An 18,164-nucleotide genomic window follows, 5' to 3' on the forward strand; every position below is an offset into this window, starting at 1 on the left:
CATGGAGAATGGTATTCTCGCCAGGTACCCGTGACGGGAGGCGGCCCGGATGCTCTTGGAGTTCGATGCTGATCAGCGGCTGTGGCAGGACACGGTGCGCGACGTCGTCACCAAGCAATGCCCGCCCACTCTGGTTCGCAGTGTGGCCGAGAACGGCGCTGACACCGAGCCGCTCTGGAAGCTTTATCGCCAGCTCGGCTGGACGGAGCTGAACGATCCGGCCAGCGCGGTCGAACTGGCGATCGTGCTGGAAGAACTCGGCCACGCGACCGACCCCACGCCGTTTTTGGCAACCATGAGCCAGTTCGCCCCGCTGGCGGGGGACCGATTCGACCCGAACCAGTCCGGCACCGCCGTCTACAGCGGTGTGTCCGCGCGCCGCAATGCCGAGGGCTGGGTGCTGGACGGCACGGCCCGCCACGTTCTCGACGGTGATCGAGCCGAGCGCGTCGCCGTGGTCGCCGAAGCCGGCGTGTTCCTCGTCGATGCCGGCGGAGTATCGGCTCGGCGCGAATCGGTGTTCGACCCGGTGCTGCACGTGGCCGACCTATCGTTCCACGACGTGCGGGTCCCCGAGAGCGACCGGATGACCGTCGACCGTGAACGTGCGCACCACATCGCCCTGACGGGAATGGCTATCACCATGGTGGGTGCCTGCCAGCGGATCTTGGACCTCGCGCTCGAGCACGTTCGCAGCCGGCACCAATTCGGCGTTCCCATCGGCTCCTTCCAGGCGGTGCAGCACAAGGCGGCCGACATGCACGTCGCGGTGCAAAGAGCCAGGGCGCTGGCGTATTTCGCTGCGCTGACCATCTCCGCCGACGATCCGCGCCGCCGCCTGGCCGCGGCGATGGCCAAAGCATCGGCGGGGGAGTGTCAGTCGCTGGTGTTCCGTCACGGCCTGCAGTTGCATGGCGCGATGGGTTTCACCTGGGAGAATGACCTGCAGTTTGCGCTGAAGCGCGCCAAGGCGGGTGAGTTGATGCTCGGCGGCGCGGCCGAACATCGCGCGCGGATCGCAGAGGAGTACCGTGCAGCTGACTTTTGATTCCGACGTCGAGGAATTCCGGGCGCAGTTCGTCGCTTTCCTCGAGGAAAACCAGCCCGAGGCCAGTGAAGCGGTGGAGCGCCCACGCTCGGTGTCGCACATGCCGGCCTGGGCACGTCGTTGGCAGCGACTGTTGTTCGACAACGGCTGGCTGCTGCCGACCCAGCCTCCGGAGTTCGGCGGCCGCGATGCGACGGTCCTGCAGCAGTACGTCTACCTCGAAGAGCTGTGCCGCCGTCGGATCTATCACAGCCTCAACCCACAGGGCGTCAATATCGTTGCGGCGTCGCTGATTTCGTTCGGGAGCGCGGAGCAGAAGCGACGCTGGGCGGTGCCGATCCTGCGGGCCGAGATCACCGCGTCGCTGGGGATGAGCGAACCGAGTGCCGGGTCGGACCTGGCGTCGCTGCGCACCCGGGCGGTGCTGGTCTCCGATCCGCACGGGGATCACTTCGTCGTCAACGGACAGAAGGTGTGGACTTCCGGTGCCCATGACGCCGACGTGCTGCTGACGTTTGTGCGGACCGATCCCGACGCTCCGAAACACAAGGGCATCAGCGCATTACTGATCCCAACCGACACCGAAGGTGTGGTGCGGCGGCCGTTCGCGTCCATCTGCGCCGACGATGACCTGGACTTCAACGAAGTGTTCTTCACCGACGCGAAGGTGCCCGCGGAGAACCTGGTGGGCGAGCTCAATCAGGGCTGGCGGGTGGCCCATGGCTCGCTGGGGCATGAACGCACCATGATGTGGCTGGGATTCGCCGACCGGATGGACAACATGCTCGCCGACTTCCGTCCCGACGGCGACCTCGACCGGGATCAGTACGCCACCACCATCATGGACAAGCAGGCCCTGCGCCTGCTGGGTTCGGTGGCGCTGGCGCGCGCTTCCCGCGGTGAGGACGACACCTCGGCGATCTCGGTGCTGAAACTACTTGGCTCCGAGGCGGAACTGCGGATCAGCGAGCACGCGCTGGCGGCCGCGGGTGGAGATGGCCTGGTTCACCCCGCGCTCACCGGACCGTACGCGCCGATGAACCTGGATCACTATTTCGCCAGCTGGTTCGAGCGCTACGCCCGCAGCTTCTCCGGCACCATCGCCGGGGGCACCTCGGAGATCCAGCGCAACATCATTGCCCAGCGAGTGCTGGGCCTGCCACGCGCCTGACGAGCGTGAAGCTAGCTTCACGTTCGGCGACGAGCGTGAAGCCAGCTTCACGTTCGGCCGCAGGGGGCGCCATGTTCCTCGCGAGCAAGACGGGTATTCGCCGGTTACGACAACCCGTTGTTGCCATTGATGCCGAACAGCTGGCCGGCGTTCCCGCCGGTGCCGGGGGTACCGTTGGTTGTCGCGGTTCCACTGTTGCCGCCGTTGCCGCCATTGCCGATCTGCCCAGCGTCACCTCCCCTGCCGCCCGCGCCGCCGGTACCCGCCGACGCGGCGCTGGCGCCGCCGGCACCGCCGGCGCCACCGTCACCGACGAGGCCGGCTCTGCCACCTGCCCCGCCGGCCCCACCGATGACACTGGCGTTCAAATTGCCGCCCGCGCCGCCGGCGCCGCCGGCACCACCGGAACCTTGGAGCTGGCCGGCATTGCCGCCGGCCCCGCCCGCGCCGCCGCCGAATCGGCCGTACCCGCCGGCGCCGCCCGCACCGCCGGAACCGAACAGTTCTCCGCCGTCTCCGCCGGCACCGCCGGCTCCGCCCGTGGTCGCGCCCTCACCGCCGGTACCGCCGGCCCCGCCCGACGCACCGAGTGAGAGCAGGCCTGCTGAAGCGCCCGCTCCGCCGGCCCCGCCCGTGATCCCGAACCCGCCGGAGCCGCCGGTTCCGCCGGCCCCGAATAACCCGCCGGCGCCACCGGCGCCACCGTCCCCGGCGGTGCCCGAAGAACTCACGCCACCGGTGCCGCCTGTTCCACCCGCGGCGAACACGCCGCCGGCCCCGCCGGCCCCGCCGGCTCCGCCGCTAACGCTGCCGAGTCCGCCCCGGCCACCGGTCCCACCGCCTGCGAAGAGTCCTCCAGCTCCGCCGGCGCCGCCGGCTCCACCGGTCGGCCCCCCGAGGGTGCTGAACCCGCCGGTACCGCCAGCGCCGGCGGCGCCGAAGATCGTGCCCGCATTTCCGCCTGCTCCGCCGGTCCCGCCGGCGGCGGCGCCGAACCCTCCTGCCCCGCCGGTGCCTCCGTTGCCGCTCAGGAAGGCGGCCCCGCCGGCCCCGCCGTTCCCACCTGTCCCGCCGGTCGCGGAGATGCTGTCTCCGCCGGCCCCCCCGGCGCCGCCGGCGCCGAAGAGCAATCCGCCTGCCCCGCCTGCTCCGCCGGCCCAACCGTCCGGGCCGGCCGCCCCGGATCCGCCGTTGCCGCCATTGCCGAACAACCACCCTCCGGCTCCGCCGTCAGTACCGGTCCCGGCGGTCCCGTTGGCGCCGTTGCCGATCAGAGGGCGCCCCGTCACGATCTGGATGGGCTCGTTGATGGCGGTGAGAATTTGTTGCTGCAGCGTGTGCAGCGGTGACGTACTGGTGGGAGCGTTGGATCCGTCTAGACCCAGTAGTAGTCCGCTTATGCCGCCGGAGCCGGTGCCGCCCGCGGTGGCACCGGTGCCGCCGCTACCACCATTGCCGCCATTACCGATGAGCCAGCCATTGCCGCCGGTGCCGCCCGCGCCCCCCGTCCCGGGCGTCGCCGCACTGGCGCCGCCGTCGCCGCCGTTACCGCCGTTACCGATCACCCCGGCTGCTCCGCCGGCCCCCCCGGCGCCACCGGTGGCGCCGGGGATGAGGTCGGTGGACGCACCGCCGCTTCCGCCCGCGCCACCGGAACCGAACAGCAGACCCGCTTTTCCACCTGCTCCGCCGGCTCCGCCACCCGAGACGCCGAACCCGCCGGGCCCGCCGGCCCCGCCGGAGCCGAACAGCAGGCCGGCGTCGCCCCCGGCGCCGCCGGCCCCGCCAGTCGCGCCGGCCGCGCCGAGCAAACCTTCGCCGCCGGCACCGCCGGTGCCGCCTGCGGCGCCAAGGGCGAGCAAACCGGCGTTTCCGCCGGCACCGCCCGCGCCGCCGAAACTACCGCTTCCGCCGGTACCGCCCGGGCCGCCGGCGCCGGATAGCCCACCGCCGGAGAACAGTCCGCCAGCCCCGCCGGCGCCGCCGGCTCCGCCGGTGGCGCCGAGCCCGTACCCGCCGGCGCCCCCCGCGCCACCGGCGCCCAACAACCCGCCGGCGCCGCCGCTACCGCCGGCCCCACCGTCCCCGCCTCGGCCCCACCCGCCTGCGCCGCCCGTCCCACCGGTGCCAAACAGTGCGCCCGCCCCGCCGGCGCCCCCGGCCCCGCCGGTGCCTCCGGAACCTGCAGACCCGCCGGCGCCACCGGCCCCACCCGCACCAGAAGCGCCGAAGATTGCGCCGCTGCCGGCAAAGAACGCGCCGGCGTTGCCCCCTGCGCCGCCGGCTCCGCCGTTGGCACCGGCGACCGAAGAGAAACCGCCTGCCCCGCCGGCACCACCGGCTCCGATCAACCCGCCGTTTCCGCCGGCGCCGCCCGCTCCGCCGGCGCCGACCGTTGAGGACCCGCCTGCTCCGCCGGCCCCGCCATTCCCGATCAACCCGCCGGACCCGCCAGCGCCGCCCCTTCCGCCGATGCCGGCCGCCCCGGAGCCGCCCGCGCCGCCATTGCCGATTAACCAGCCGCCTGCCCCGCCGGCTGCCCCGGTGCCCGGGGCACCGTTGGCGCCGTCACCGATCAGCGGGCGCCCCGTCGCCGCCTGGACGGGTGCGTTGATCGCGTCCAGCAGACTTTGCAGCGGCGATGCGGCCGCGGCATCGGCGGCGGCGTAGGAGCCCGCTGCGGCGCGCAAGGCCGCCAGAAACCGGTCGTGAAACGCGCCGACCTGAGCGCTCGCCACCTGATAAGCCTGGCCGTACGCATCGAACAGCGACGCGGTAGCGGCCGATACTTCGTCGGCGCCCGCCGCCAGCAACCCTGTCGTAGCGGCCGCTGCCCGCGCGTTCGCGGCGTCGATGAGCGAGCCCATGCCCGACAACTCCGTTGCTGCAGTGTCGACCACCTCCGGTGCGATCAGAAAGTACGACATCGACGCAGCCCTTCCTCGAGGTTCTTGTGAAGGAAGTCTCATATACGAGATTATCTTCAGTCAACGTTTGCGGCGCACGAGGACAAACTTCGCTGGGCGCACATCGATCGGTGGCGGATACTGGCCCGCGAAGACGTGCTACAACGCGCCATCGGTGGCTGTGGCGTGAAATAGTGGAGAAACTCGTCGGTCTCTCCGAGCCCAGCAGGGTGGCGCGCTCGCGTCTCAGCCGCTCACGCTGATCGGGATTGTCCGACAGCCATTTGCTTAAGTGTTCCGACCGCCGTTGACCCCCAGTATCTGACCGGTGATGTAGCCGGCCTCGTCGGAAGTCAGGAAGGCGCAGGCCGCAGCGATGTCCTCGGGTTGACCGATCCTGCGCACCGGCGTCTTGGCGATGTTCTGTTCGATGTCGCCCAGAAACCCTTGCGTGTCGGCATTGCGCAGCATCGGTGTGTCGATGAAACCCGGCGGTACCGCGTTGACCGTGATGCCGCTGGGCCCGTACTCGAGGGCCAGTGACTTGGTGAGCCCGTTGACCGCTGATTTCGCGGCGACGTAGTGGGTCATGTACGGGACCCCGGAATGCGTGCTCGACGACGAGATGTTGACGATCCGTCCCCAGCCCGCCTCCAGCATGTCGGGCAGCACTGCCTGAATCATGTGGAAGACCCCGTGGAGGTTGACGTCGATCACCCGCTGCCAATCCCCGAACGTGATGTTCGTGAAGCGCTTGAACCCGTCCAGGCCCGCCGCGTTGACCAGAATCGTGACCGGTCCCAGACGTTCCCGGATCGCCGACAGTGCCGCGTCGACCTGCCCGCGGTCGGTGACGTCGGCGGTGTAGCAGAGGTCATCATCGGAAGGCTTGAGATCAATGGCCGCGACGTTGCGGCCGTCGGCGCGTAGCCGGCGCGCGACCGCCAGCCCGATGCCGGACCCGCCACCGGTGACGACCGCGGTTCGGATAGGCGTTACGTCGCCGATCTCATTCACAAAGAATCTCCCTTACATTTGTGAGAATCGTACTCTCGCGCCAAAGTGCGGTGCAAGCAATCCCGAGAGCCCTGCACAGCCCGCGGCAAGTCACTAACAGGGTCGCTCGCTGAGCGGTCGCTCAGCCTTTGACCTGGGGGCTCCGGCAAGACGACTGGCTTGTCTTCTCGCATCTCGAATGTAAGATTCGCCGGAGATGAGAATGAAATTATCGTGATGTCGACCACACCGAGCGCGAGGGGCCCAATGTCAGCGCAGGACACGGCGGACACCGACGTCGGGGAACGGGCCGGTAGTGCCGAGTCCGGCGGTGAGCCCGCACGCAGAATTCTGATCGACGGTCAGCTGGTGGCGATGCAGCAGACGTTTGCCACGATTAATCCCGCGTCGGGCAAGGTGCTGGGACATGCCCCCGACGCTGGGGAAAAAGAGGCCCGCCAAGCCATCGCGGCGGCCCGGCGCGCCGGCTCGTTCTCGGTTAACGGCGGCAACTACTTCGGTGCGGACAGCCCGTTCGGTGGCTGCACGCAGTCCGGCGTCGGCAGCGAGATGGGTGTGGCCGGGCTCCAAGAGTTCCCGGGACGCAAAACCCTTGCCCTACCCGCGATCGGAGCCGGCGCATGAGGCCGCTGGAAGGCATCCGGGTACTGGAAGTGGCCATGTACGGTTTTGTCCCGTCAGCGGGTGCGGTGCTCGGCGAGTGGGGCGCCGACGTCATCAAGGTCGAGCATGCGGTGACCGGTGACCCGCAACGTGGACTCCGCCAGACCGGCATGCTTCGAGTCGAAGGCGATCCCAACCCCAATATCGAGCACGCCAATCGCGGCAAGCGCAGCATCGGCCTGGACATGTCGGTCCCCCAGGGCAAGGAAGTGCTCTACGAACTGGCCCGGCGTTCGGATGTGTTCCTCACCAGCTTCCTGCCCGACCACCGGCAGAAGTTCGGCATCGACGTCGACGACATCAGAGCGGTGAACCCGAGGATCGTCTACGCGCGCGGGAGCGCGCTGGGGCCACGCGGTAACGAGGCGACTAAGGGTGGCTACGACATGACCGCCTTCTGGTGCCGCGCCGGAACCGCCGCCACCATCACCCCGATGGGCTATGAGGGCATCATCAACCCGCCCGGACCGGCATACGGAGACACCATCTCGGGTACCAACCTGGCCGGCGGCATCGCCGCGGCGTTGCTCAAACGCGAACGCACCGGCGAACCCTCGGTTGTCGACGTCTCGTTGCTGGGCAGTGGGCTGTGGTCGCTCGGACACACGGTGGCGCTGACCAGGCACCTCGGTCAGCTGATGCAGGCACCGCCACCAGGGATCCACGGATCGCCGGTCAATCCTCTGGTGGGCGTGTACCCGACATCCGACGGCCGCTACATCTCCCTGGTGATGATGCAGCCCGGAAAGTTCTGGGCGGATGTGTGCCGGCACATCGACCGACCCGAACTCATCGAAGATCCGCGTTTCGCAACCGGGGAGACCATCGCCGCCAACACCGCGGATGCGGTGGAGATCTTGACCAAAGTCATCGCAACCCGCACTCTTGCCGAGTGGAGCGAACGCTTTGCGACGCTCGCGGGACCATGGGCGCCGGTGCAGGACACCCTGCAAGCGGCCGACGACGCGCAGATCCGGGCCAACGAATATCTGGTGCGCGCAGGCGAACTCGACTTGGTCGCCAACCCGGTCCAGTTCGACGTCACCGCGCCCCGGCCCGGCCCGGCCCCCGGTTTCGCCGAGCAGACCGACGAAATCCTGTTGGAACTGGGACTGGACTGGGACCGCATCATCGAACTCAAGACCGCGGGCGCGGTCACTTAGGACCGGGGGAGCAACGATGTCGGTGCAGATAACGGTTGTGCGATTTCGGTTCCCACGGGACTCGGCATGAGTCATAATCGCCGAACGCTTCCAGGGTTGGCGCGCGGGACGCTGACACGGTCAGGAAGCGGCAGCTCACGCAACCGGACGGAGAAAGCGGCGTGAGATTGGTAGCGCGTGTTGAGGGCGGGATGCCGCCGGCGATGACGCGTTGTGCTGCCCGGATCCATCTGGTGCACAGCATGATCCGGAAGGGATCTTCGGCCGATGGCGAGTAAGGGGGCCGAGCGCTGGACGCCGGGCATCGTGCTCGGCCGCGGCTCCAAACCTATGGAGGCCGTGGGCGCGCTGTTCGCGATGTCGGCCGACGCCATCAAATTCGCGTTCCGCCGGCCCGTGCAGTGGCGGGAATTCCTGGAGCAGTCGTGGTTCGTCGCCCGCGTCGCGCTCGCGCCGACGTTGTTGGTAGCCATCCCGTTCACCGTCCTGGTGAGTTTCACCCTGAACATTCTGCTGCGTGAACTCGGTGCCGCCGACCTCTCGGGCGCGGGTGCTGCGTTCGGCGCGGTCACGCAGGTCGGCCCGTTGGTGACGGTGTTGATCGTTGCGGGCGCAGGCGCCACGGCGATGTGCGCCGACTTGGGATCGCGAACGATCCGCGAAGAGATCGACGCGATGGAGGTATTGGGTATCAACCCGATTCAGCGTCTGGTGACGCCGCGGATGCTGGCCTCCGGTCTGGTCGCGTTGCTGTTGAACAGCTTGGTGGTCATCATCGGGATTCTGGGCGGCTACATCTTCTCGGTGTTCGTCCAGGACGTGAATCCCGGCGCATTCGCTGCGGGCATCACCCTGTTGACCGGGGTGCCCGAGGTGATCATTTCCTGTGTCAAGGCGGCGCTGTTCGGCCTGATCGCAGGTCTGGTGGCCTGCTACCGCGGACTGACGATCACCGGTGGTGGCGCCAAGGCGGTCGGCAACGCCGTCAACGAGACGGTGGTGTACGCGTTCATGTCGCTGTTCGTCGTCAATGTGGTTGTCACCGCTATCGGTATCCGAATGTCGGCCAAGTAGGCGCCGGGAGACCAACATGCCGAAGGAGGTGTGAGCACACGCTGTGGCGCTGAGAGCCGTCTACCCGCGTCTGACGCGGCAACTGCAGAGACCGGTCGGCAGCCTGGGCCGAATCGGCGACCACACCCTGTTCTACGGCAAAGCGCTCGGCGGTATCCCCTTCGCGGTTACCCGCTACGGGCGCGAAATCATTCGTCTCATCGCCGAAATCAGCATGGGCGCAGGCACATTGGCGATGATTGGCGGGACGCTGGTGATCGTCGGCTTCCTGACCTTGGCTGCCGGCGGCACACTGGCCGTGCAGGGGTACAGCTCGCTGGGCAACATCGGAATCGAGGCGCTGACCGGGTTCCTGGCCGCGTTCATCAATGTCCGCATCGCCGCGCCGATCGTGGCCGGCATCGGCCTGGCGGCCACGTTCGGCGCCGGCGTTACCGCGCAGCTGGGCGCGATGCGGATCAACGAGGAGATCGACGCGCTGGAATCCATGGCCATCCGGCCGGTTTCGTATCTGGTCAGCACCCGGATCGTCGCCGGAATGCTGGCCATCACGCCGCTGTACAGCATCGCGGTCAGCCTGTCGTTCCTGGCCAGCCAGTTCACCACGGTGATCCTGTTCGGGCAGTCGGGTGGGCTGTATCAGCACTACTTCACGACGTTCCTCAACCCGATCGACCTGTTGTGGTCCTTCTTGCAGGCCGTCCTGATGGCGATCACCATTCTGCTGATCCACACCTATTACGGCTTTTTCGCCTCCGGAGGTCCCGCCGGCGTCGGCGTCGCCACGGGAAACGCGGTGCGGACATCGCTGATCGTGGTCGTCTCGGTGACCCTGCTCATCTCGCTGTCCATTTACGGTTCCAACGGCAACTTCAACCTATCGGGCTAGGGGAGGTGCAAAGAGTTCAGTGATTGCCAACGTGCCGGCGGGCCGCCATGGCCCGAGTCCAAAGGGGCGGTCGCACCATCACGGCCGCCCCAAGCCGCGCGGTTACGTGCGCCCGCTGATGGGCCTGGCCACCGTGGTCGTGATCCTGGCGATCGTCGCCGTCGCAATCGGCTTGTTCAACAGCGAGTTCACCGAGAGCGTGCCGGTGACCGTCGTGTCGCCGCGCGCGGGCCTGGTGATGAACCCAGAGGCGAAAGTGAAGATGCGCGGTGTCGTCGTGGGCAAGGTCGATTCGATCGAGGAGCGCCCCAATGGACAGGCCGTGCTGCACCTGGCGATGCAACCGTCGGCGATGCACCTCATCCCGCACAACGTTCTGGTGGACATCGCATCGACGACGGTCTTCGGTGCGAAGTTCGTGGAACTGGTCCCCTCCGATGAGCCGTCCCACCAGAGCCTGCAACCGCATCAGGTACTCGAAGGCAAGAACGTCACCGTCGAGGTCAACACGGTCTTCCAACAGCTCACCAACCTGCTGTCGAGCATCGATCCCGCCAAACTCAACGAGACGCTCGGCGCGATCGCCGCGGCGGTGAATGGCCGCGGCCACAAGATCGGGCAGGCACTGTCTGACCTGGATGCGTTTCTGGCCAAGCAGGATCCGGCGCTGCCCGCGCTGAATCACGACCTTTCCGTCCTGCCGGTGGTGAGCAATGCCTACGCCGATGCGGCACCAGACCTGATCGGGTCGGCCGAGCATGCGATCCGGATCAGCAAGTCGATCGTCGAAGAGCAACAGAACCTGGACGCATTCCTGATCAGCTCGATCGGTTTGGCTGACATCGGCAACGAGGTCATCGGCGGAAACCGGCAGGCACTGACCGATGTTCTGCACCTGCTACTGCCGACCACCAACCTGACCAACGAGTATCACCAGGCGCTGTGGTGCGGTCTGTCCGGTTCACTGGTGAATCTGCATGCCCCGAATCTTCCTGAGCCGATGATCAAGGTGCTGGTTTACATCGGAGTCGGAGCCGAACGTTATCGGTACCCGAGCAACCTGCCGAAGGTGGCCGCGACCGGTGGTCCGCAGTGCCAGACTCTGCCGGTGGTGCCCTATGACGTGGCACCGCCGTTCATAGTGGCCGACGTCGGCGCCAACCCGCAGGAGTACGGCAACCCCCAGTGGCTGCTGAACTCCGACGCGCTCAAGCAACTGCTGTACGGGCCGATCGACGGGCCGCCGCGGAACTCTTTCCAGGTAGGACAACCCGGATGAGCAACTCACGTGGGGTGATCATCAAGTTCGGCGCGTTCGCGCTGATCATGGTACTGCTGACCATTTCGCTGTTCTTCATCTTCGGCCAGTACCAAACCGGTTCCACCACAGAGTATTCCGCGGTTTTCACCGATGTCTCACGTCTCAAAGGGGGGCAGACGGTACGGGTGGCCGGGGTTAGGGTGGGCACCGTCAACAGCGTCGAATTGCGGGCCGACAAAAAGGTTCTGGTGAAATTCGACGCCAATCGCGACGTCGTGCTGACCAGCGGCACCCGGGCCGTGATCCGCTATCTGAACCTGGTCGGTGACCGTTATCTCGAACTCCTCGACGGGCCGGGCAATACGAGAGTGCTGCCGCCCGGTTCAGAGATCCCGATCGATCGGACGGCGCCGGCTCTCGACCTGGATCTGCTGCTGGGCGGGCTGAAGCCGGTTACCAAGGGCCTCAAGGCCGAAGACGTCAATGCGCTCAGCGCGTCACTGATCGAAGTGTTCCAGGGCGAGGGAGGCACCCTACAGTCGCTGCTGTCCAAGACGTCATCGTTCTCGAATACATTGGCCGACAACAGCGAAACGGTGCAGGCTCTGATCGACAACCTGAACACCGTGGTGGGGACCGTCAACGCGGAAGGCACCAAGTTCTCCGGTGCGATCGATCGGCTGGAGCGCTTGATCAGCGGGCTGTCAGCGGACCGCGACACGATCGGCACCGCGATCACCGCGCTGGACAACGGTACGGCCTCGATCGCCGATCTGCTGACCCGCGCTCGTCCCCCGTTGTCCGGCACCATCGATCAACTGAATCGGCTGGCTCCGTTGCTGGACAAGGACAAAGATCTCATCGACATCTCGCTGAAGAAGTTGCCGAACAACTACCGCAAGCTGACCAGGTTGGGCGCCTACGGTGCCTGGTTCCCCTATTACCTGTGCGGACTCGCACTGCGGGTCTCCGATCTGCAGTACCGAACGGTAGAGGTGGGCGTCACCCACCAGGTGACCGGAAGGTGCGCGGAACCCGATGCTTAAGTACCGCGGAGCGCGCCTCATCCGGGCCGGCTTCATCGGCGTGGTGTTGATAGTGCTGGTGATCGCCGTCGGGTTGTCGCCCGACCAGTTGCTGCAGCGGGCCACCACGGTCCGCTACCAGGCCGTGTTCGGCGATGCCGGCGGACTGGTGACCGGCAATGACGTCACAGTGTCCGGGATCAAGGTCGGCAGCGTGTCCGGGATGTCACTGCAGAACGGCGATGTGCTTTTGACGTTCACCGTCAAAGGGGCGGTGCAACTGGGGTCGGCAAGTACCGCACATATCCGCACGGGTTCGCTGCTGGGTCAGCGGGTGTTGACCGTCGAATCCGCCGGAAGCGGCACGATGCGTCCGATGTCCGTCATCCCGCTGTCGCGCACCTCCTCGCCGTATTCGCTGTCCGAGGCTGTCGGCGACCTGGCGACCGACATAGCGGGAACGAACACCGACACTCTCAACCAGTCCCTGGACACACTGTCGAACACTCTGAATCAGATTGCGCCGCAACTGGGCCCGACGTTTGACGGGGTGAGCCGGTTGTCGTCCACGCTGAACAACCGCAATCAGACACTGAGCCAGTTGCTCAAGGGCGCCGCGGATGTCACCCACATTCTGTCCGAGCGCAGTCAACAGCTGAACACCCTGATACTCAACGCCGACGATCTGCTATCCATGCTGGTGGAGCGGCGGCAGGCGATTGTGCGGCTGCTGGCCAGCACGTCGGCAGTGGCCAAGCAGCTCTCCGGCCTGGTGCACGACAACGAAGCCAAACTGGCACCGACGCTGACCAAGCTGAATTCGGTGACCGCGATGCTGGAGAACAATCGCGACAACCTCGGCAAGGCGATCCCCGGTCTGGCGAAGTTCGAACTGACCCAGGGCGAGACGGTGTCCAGCGGGTTCTACTACAACCCGTTCATTCCGAACTTGTTCACAATGCAGTTCTTCCAATGGCTGTTCGACTACGCGTTCGGATTCCGTGCCTATGGCGCTCCTGGACAACCACCGGACAACGCAGGGCCGCGAGCGTTGCTGCCGTTCCCGTTCAACCAGAACCCCGGAGGGTCGCGATGATGCGGCGCAGGGGTGTCAAGCTCGCACTGGCGATCGTGCTGGCGTTGCTGCTCGTGGTCGGCGCGGGAGTCGCCATCCGCAACACGTTCTTCCGTCCCACGACGATAATCGCCTACTTTCACACCGCCACCGCGATCTATCCCGGTGACGACGTGCGGGTATCGGGTCTGAAGGTCGGCACCATCGAGTCGATCGAACCGGCCGGAACCCAGGCCAAGATGGTGATGCACGTCGATCACGGCATCTCCATTCCGGCGGATGCCAAAGCGGTGATCGTCGCCCAGAACCTGGTGGCGGCGCGCTACGTTCAGCTCACGCCCGCCTACCGGTCGGCGGGCGCCACCATGGCCGACGGCGCGGTGATACCGGTCAATCGGACCGCGACACCCGTCGAGTGGGACGAGATCAAAGACCAATTGATGCGCCTGGCAACCGATTTCGGGCCGAATAGCAGGGTCTCGACGCCTTCGGTCTCGCGATTCATCGATGCCGCCGCCAACGCGCTCGGCGGAAACGGCGACAAGCTGCGTGAGACCCTGGCCCAATTGTCAGCACTGGGGCGTATCTTCGCCAACGGCAGTGGCAACCTCGTCGACATCATCAAGAATCTGCAGACCTTCGTCGGTGCGTTGCGCGACAGCAATATTCAGCTCGTCCAGTTCAATGATCGGCTTGCCACCCTCACCAGCGTGCTCGACGACAACAAGGCCAATCTCGACGCCGCGCTGACCGACTTGTCCAGTGCCGTCGGCGAAGTGCAGCGGTTCATCGCGGGCAGCCGTGACCAGACGGCCGAGCAGATCACCCGACTGGCTGACCTCACCCAGATTCTCGTCGACAACAAGATCGCATTGCAGAACGTGCTGCACGTCGCGCCGAACGCGATTGCCAACGCCTACAACGACTACGACCCCGACGTCGGCAACGTCCGCGGCGGGGTCGGCGTCCAGAACCTCAGTAATCCCACGAACGCCTTCTGCTCGCAGATCGGAGCGCTGGAGAACGTCACCTCGGTCGAGACCGGCAAGTTGTGTGGTTTGTACCTGAGCCCGGCCTTGAAGGTGTTCAACCCGTTGACCTACTTCAACTTCAACTACCTTCCGATTCCGGTGAACCCGATCCTGGCGCCGGCTTTCGACCCGCAGAACGTGGTCTACACCGAGCAACGGCTCGCACCCGGCGGCGAGGGCCCCAAGCCGACGGCACCCGAGTTGCCGCCCGCAGTGTCCGCGTACACCGGCCTGCCCGGCGACGTCCCGGAGGCGCCGCCACCGCCCGGTCCGCCCGCGCGGATACCGGGTGCGGCCATGCCGGAGCCGCCCCCGCCGAGCGTGGCGTCTCAGCCGGCTCCCGCACCGCAAACCGTGCCGGAACTGCTACTGCCCGCAGAGAGGCCACAACCATGACCCGCCGAGTCGCGGTGCGCCGCATCCGAAGGGTGCTGGGCATCGGTATGTGCGTCATGCTGACCGCGACCGGGTGTGCGTTCAGCGGCTTGAACTCTCTGCCGTTGCCGGGTGCCGTGGGCCGCGGGCCAGGGTCCAGCGTGTATCATGTCGAGGTCGCCAACGTCGGGACGCTGGAAGCGAATTCACCGGTGATGATCAACGATGTCATCGTCGGCAGCATCCGGAAGCTGTCGGTGCGCGGCTGGCACGCCGACGTCGAGGTTTCGGTGCAGCCCGGTGTGGTGATTCCGGCCAACGCGGTGGCCAGTGTGGGGCAGACCAGCCTGTTGGGCTCGATGCATCTGCAATTGAATACGCCGCTGGGTCAGGCGCCGGCCGGGCGTCTGCAGCCGGGCGCCACGATCCCGCTCAACCGCTCGTCGACCTACCCGTCGACGGAGCAGACGCTGTCCTCACTGTCGGTGGTTCTCAACGCCGGGGGACTGGGTCAGATCGGCGACATCATCAACAATTTCAATGCCGCGCTGTCCGGACGCGCCGGCGATGTGCGCGATCTACTCAATCGGCTCGACCGGTTCGTGGGCACGTTCGATCAGCAACGCGACAACATCGTGGCGTCGGTCCAGGCGCTGAACCGGCTGTCGGGCACGCTCGCCGGGCAACGCGACATCATCACCCGAGCCTTGAACGAGATTCCACCGGCGCTGGATGTACTCAACCGGGAACGCCCCCGCATCACCACCGCACTGAAAAAGCTTGGGACATTTAGCAACACCGCAACCAGACTTGTCGACGATGCCGGGTCAGACCTGGTGAACAACTTGAAGAATCTGGAGCCGACCATCAGCGCGCTGGCCGATGTGGGGCCGGATCTCGATGCGGCGATTGCGTATGCGCCCACCTTCCCGTTCACGCAGGGCTTCATCGACCGCTACGTCCGAGGCGATTACGTCAACGGGTATTTCATCATCGACCTGACGAACGCCGGGCTGCGCAAGAGCCTTCTGCGCGGTACCCACTGGGAGCGGTTGGGCGCGGAGGGGGTGCCCGCACCCGGGGATCCGGAATACCTGCAATTCCGATTCGGCGCGCCAGGGGCGCCCGGCTCATATCTGCCCGGCCCGCCCCCGTCGGCGGCACCGCAGGCGCCGGGGCCGCCGCCGGCCGCTGCACCCGCCACCGATCAAAGTGCCACGCTGCCCAACGGTCTGCCGCCCGCAGTGGCACCGGCGGAGGGGGGTGGCTGAATGCTGACCCGCTTCATCCGTATCCAGTTGGTCATCTTCGCGATCGTGGGAGTCATCGGCCTGTTCGTCATGGTCGTCTACTACGTCCAGGCTCCGACACTGCTCGGGATCGGCAAGATGACTGTCACGCTGGAACTTCGCGAGACGGGTAACCTCTACCGGTTCAGCAACGTGACGTATCGCGGTGTGCAGATCGGTAAGGTCACCGGCGTAGAGCTGACCGCACGCGGAGCGAAAGCGACTTTGCGCCTTGATACTTCGCCGAAGATCCCGGCCGACCTGGACGCCGAGGTGCGCAGCATCTCCGCCGTGGGCGAGCAGTACGTCGACCTGCGGCCGCGGACCGACTCGCCGCCCTATCTGCACGACGGATCGGTGATCGCCGTCAAGGACACCAAGGTTCCGCAGCCAATCGGTCCCGTGCTGGACCAGACCAGTGCCCTACTCAACAGCATCCCGCAGGGCAGGCTCACCCAGTTGCTCGATGAGTCGTTCAAGGCGTTCAACGGCGCCAGTTACGATTTCGGCTCGCTGTTCGATTCTTCGGCGCAGATCTCCGGCGACCTCAACGGCGTGGCCGACCGGGCGCGCAGTCTGACCGAGGACACCGGGCCGCTGTTGGACTCCCAAGCGCAGACCGGCAACAGCATCCGGCGCTGGGCCCACAGCCTCGCCGGGTTCACCGGACAGCTGGCGACCAACGATCCGCAGGTGCGCACCCTGCTCGAGAACGGCCCCGAAGCGCTGAACGAGGCGTCTCGGCTGCTTGATCAGATCAAACCCACACTGCCGGTCCTGCTTGCCAATCTCACCACCATCGGCCAGATCGGCGTGACCTACCACGCCTCGCTGGAACAGGTGCTGGTGCTGCTGCCGCCGTTCACCGCGGCCATTCAGTCGTTCCTGGGCACCAAGAGTCCGACCGGATTGGCCACGGGCGCTTTCAATCTCGTGATCAGCGATCCGCCGGCGTGTACCGTGGGTTTCCTTCCGCCGAGCCAATGGCGTTCGCCGTCAGACACCTCGACCATCGACACGCCGGACGGGTTGTACTGCAAACTGCCGCAGGATTCACCGATCGGGGTGCGCGGCGCGCGGAACTACCCCTGTATGGGGCACCCGGGAAAGCGGGCACCGACGGTCGAGATCTGCGACAGCGACAAGCCGTTCATGCCGCTGGCGATGAGGCAGCACGCGTTCGGCACCTACCCGCTGGACCCGAACCTGCTTGCGCAGGGCATCCCGCCCGACGACCGGGTCAACTGGAACCGCGAACGGATCTTCGGGCCGATCGACGGAACGCCGCTGCCTCCAGGGGTGGTGCCGCCGCCGGCGGGAGCACCGGCAGCCCCGGGGATCACCCCGCAGGCACCGATGGGTCAGGTGTCCTCGATCGCTCCGCTCGACGTGGCCAATAACCCGACCCCGGCTGCCGCCCCACCCGGTCCGACACCCTCGGCTGCTCCCAGTGCCTTCGGCCGCAACGGATTACCGTCGGGTCCATCGGTGGCTTTCGCTCAGTACAGTCCGGAGACCGGGAGTTACGTGACCCCCGACGGACAGGTCTTCCGTCAGACGGATCTGGTTCCGTCGAAGGCACCCAAGACGTGGAAGGACATGTTCGCCACCTGAATCGGCCGGCGGTCAACCGATCCGGTCCAGCCTGAACGGCTGCTCGACATACAGCGGGGCATTGGTTCCGCACGCACCGCTGGGTCCCGCAGTGTGTTCGCGACCGGCCAGAACCGATGAGCCGAGCGCGTTTTCGCCGGTTTCCGGGTTGGCCGGATAGAAATAAAATACCTCGTGGCCGGTGAACGAGGTGCCGTCATCACAAGTCTCCCAGTTCGGAATGTCGCGTTTGACATACCAGGTGAGGCCGTCATGCATGGTCATCTGCGCTGACCAGCCCTGATCGCTGACGACCTGACCGGTGCAGTCCTGGGCGGTCGAACACGACGAGCTGATCGTCCAGGTGCTCTGCACCACGGCTTCGTCGCGATACACGGTCCTGGTACGCGCCCAGTCGCCGATCAGGGTGGCGGTGAACCGCCCGTTGACGGCCGGGTTGTAGGCCCGTGCCGGTGGAGCTGTGTGAACCATGACGGTCAGGCCGGCCGCTGCCATGGCTGCGCTCACCGTCGCAGTTATTGAACGCATCACTGCTGCTCCTCGACGCGCTACATTGCGGCATT

Annotated in this window: 14 protein-coding genes and 1 pseudogene; 12 read left to right on the forward strand and 3 right to left on the reverse strand. The window is 66.5% G+C overall.

Annotated elements, in window-relative coordinates; all coding sequences use genetic code 11:
- Positions 1–49 precede the first annotated feature (49 nt).
- Both ACX9NE_RS19840 and ACX9NE_RS19845 read left to right on the forward strand, forming a co-directional pair.
- Positions 50–1,048, forward strand: coding sequence for an acyl-CoA dehydrogenase family protein (locus ACX9NE_RS19840; protein WP_459364251.1), 999 nt, complete (start codon positions 50–52; stop codon positions 1,046–1,048).
- The gene (locus ACX9NE_RS19845) at positions 1,032–2,219 is read left to right on the forward strand and encodes an acyl-CoA dehydrogenase family protein (RefSeq protein WP_459364250.1); all 1,188 of its coding nucleotides are present in this window, start codon (positions 1,032–1,034) and stop codon (positions 2,217–2,219) included. The genes ACX9NE_RS19840 and ACX9NE_RS19845 overlap by 17 nt, the downstream gene beginning before the upstream one ends.
- Positions 2,220–2,323: 104 nt before the next feature.
- On the opposite strand, the gene ACX9NE_RS19850 is transcribed toward ACX9NE_RS19845, so the two are convergent.
- Together ACX9NE_RS19850 and ACX9NE_RS19855 are read right to left on the reverse strand one after the other, a co-directional pair.
- Positions 2,324–5,146, reverse strand: a complete 2,823-nt coding sequence (locus ACX9NE_RS19850) for a PE family protein (protein WP_459364249.1) — start codon at positions 5,144–5,146, stop codon at positions 2,324–2,326.
- Between the two features lie 267 nt (positions 5,147–5,413).
- Positions 5,414–6,115 (reverse strand): SDR family NAD(P)-dependent oxidoreductase, encoded by a 702-nt coding sequence (locus ACX9NE_RS19855; RefSeq protein WP_459364270.1) that lies wholly within the window; start codon positions 6,113–6,115, stop codon positions 5,414–5,416.
- A gap of 468 nt (positions 6,116–6,583) precedes the next feature.
- Here ACX9NE_RS19855 and ACX9NE_RS19860 point away from each other — a divergent pair.
- The 10 genes and pseudogenes from ACX9NE_RS19860 to ACX9NE_RS19905 form a co-directional block, all read left to right on the forward strand.
- Positions 6,584–6,766, forward strand: a pseudogene (locus tag ACX9NE_RS19860) (aldehyde dehydrogenase family protein); the annotation flags it as partial.
- A complete protein-coding gene (locus tag ACX9NE_RS19865) occupies positions 6,763–7,968 on the forward strand; it encodes a CaiB/BaiF CoA transferase family protein (protein WP_459364248.1) in 1,206 nt (401 codons plus the stop codon). The pseudogene ACX9NE_RS19860 and the gene ACX9NE_RS19865, both read left to right, overlap by 4 nt.
- A 267-nt stretch (positions 7,969–8,235) precedes the next feature.
- On the forward strand, positions 8,236–9,042 hold the full coding sequence (locus ACX9NE_RS19870; protein WP_055580562.1) for an MlaE family ABC transporter permease: 807 nt from the start codon (positions 8,236–8,238) through the stop codon (positions 9,040–9,042).
- Positions 9,043–9,085: 43 nt separating this feature from the next.
- Positions 9,086–9,931, forward strand: a complete 846-nt coding sequence (locus ACX9NE_RS19875) for an ABC transporter permease (protein WP_205874702.1) — start codon at positions 9,086–9,088, stop codon at positions 9,929–9,931.
- A 19-nt stretch (positions 9,932–9,950) separates the two neighbouring features.
- Positions 9,951–11,210 carry an MCE family protein gene (locus ACX9NE_RS19880; protein ID WP_459364247.1) on the forward strand — a complete coding sequence of 420 codons (1,260 nt, stop codon included), beginning with the start codon at positions 9,951–9,953 and terminating at the stop codon, positions 11,208–11,210.
- Entirely contained in the window at positions 11,207–12,238 is a 1,032-nt protein-coding gene (locus ACX9NE_RS19885) for an MCE family protein (protein WP_459364246.1), read from the forward strand. The genes ACX9NE_RS19880 and ACX9NE_RS19885 overlap by 4 nt, the downstream gene beginning before the upstream one ends.
- Complete coding sequence (locus ACX9NE_RS19890; RefSeq protein WP_459364245.1) at positions 12,231–13,313, forward strand: MCE family protein; 1,083 nt, start codon at positions 12,231–12,233, stop codon at positions 13,311–13,313. The genes ACX9NE_RS19885 and ACX9NE_RS19890 overlap by 8 nt, the downstream gene beginning before the upstream one ends.
- Complete coding sequence (locus ACX9NE_RS19895) at positions 13,310–14,719, forward strand: MCE family protein (RefSeq protein ID WP_459364244.1); 1,410 nt, start codon at positions 13,310–13,312, stop codon at positions 14,717–14,719. The genes ACX9NE_RS19890 and ACX9NE_RS19895 overlap by 4 nt, the downstream gene beginning before the upstream one ends.
- Positions 14,716–15,969, forward strand: a complete 1,254-nt coding sequence (locus tag ACX9NE_RS19900) for an MCE family protein (RefSeq protein ID WP_459364243.1) — start codon at positions 14,716–14,718, stop codon at positions 15,967–15,969. Before ACX9NE_RS19895 ends, ACX9NE_RS19900 begins: the two co-directional genes overlap by 4 nt.
- Positions 15,970–17,601, forward strand: a complete 1,632-nt coding sequence (locus ACX9NE_RS19905; protein ID WP_459364242.1) for an MCE family protein — start codon at positions 15,970–15,972, stop codon at positions 17,599–17,601.
- 12 nt (positions 17,602–17,613) lie between these two features.
- Here the strand turns inward: ACX9NE_RS19905 and ACX9NE_RS19910 are convergent, their stop codons facing one another.
- Positions 17,614–18,129, reverse strand: coding sequence for an Rv2253/PknI dimerization domain-containing protein (locus ACX9NE_RS19910; protein WP_459364241.1), 516 nt, complete (start codon positions 18,127–18,129; stop codon positions 17,614–17,616).
- Between the last annotated feature and the right edge of the window lie 35 nt (positions 18,130–18,164).

The sequence above is a fragment of the Mycobacterium sp. ML4 genome (assembly GCF_054515735.1).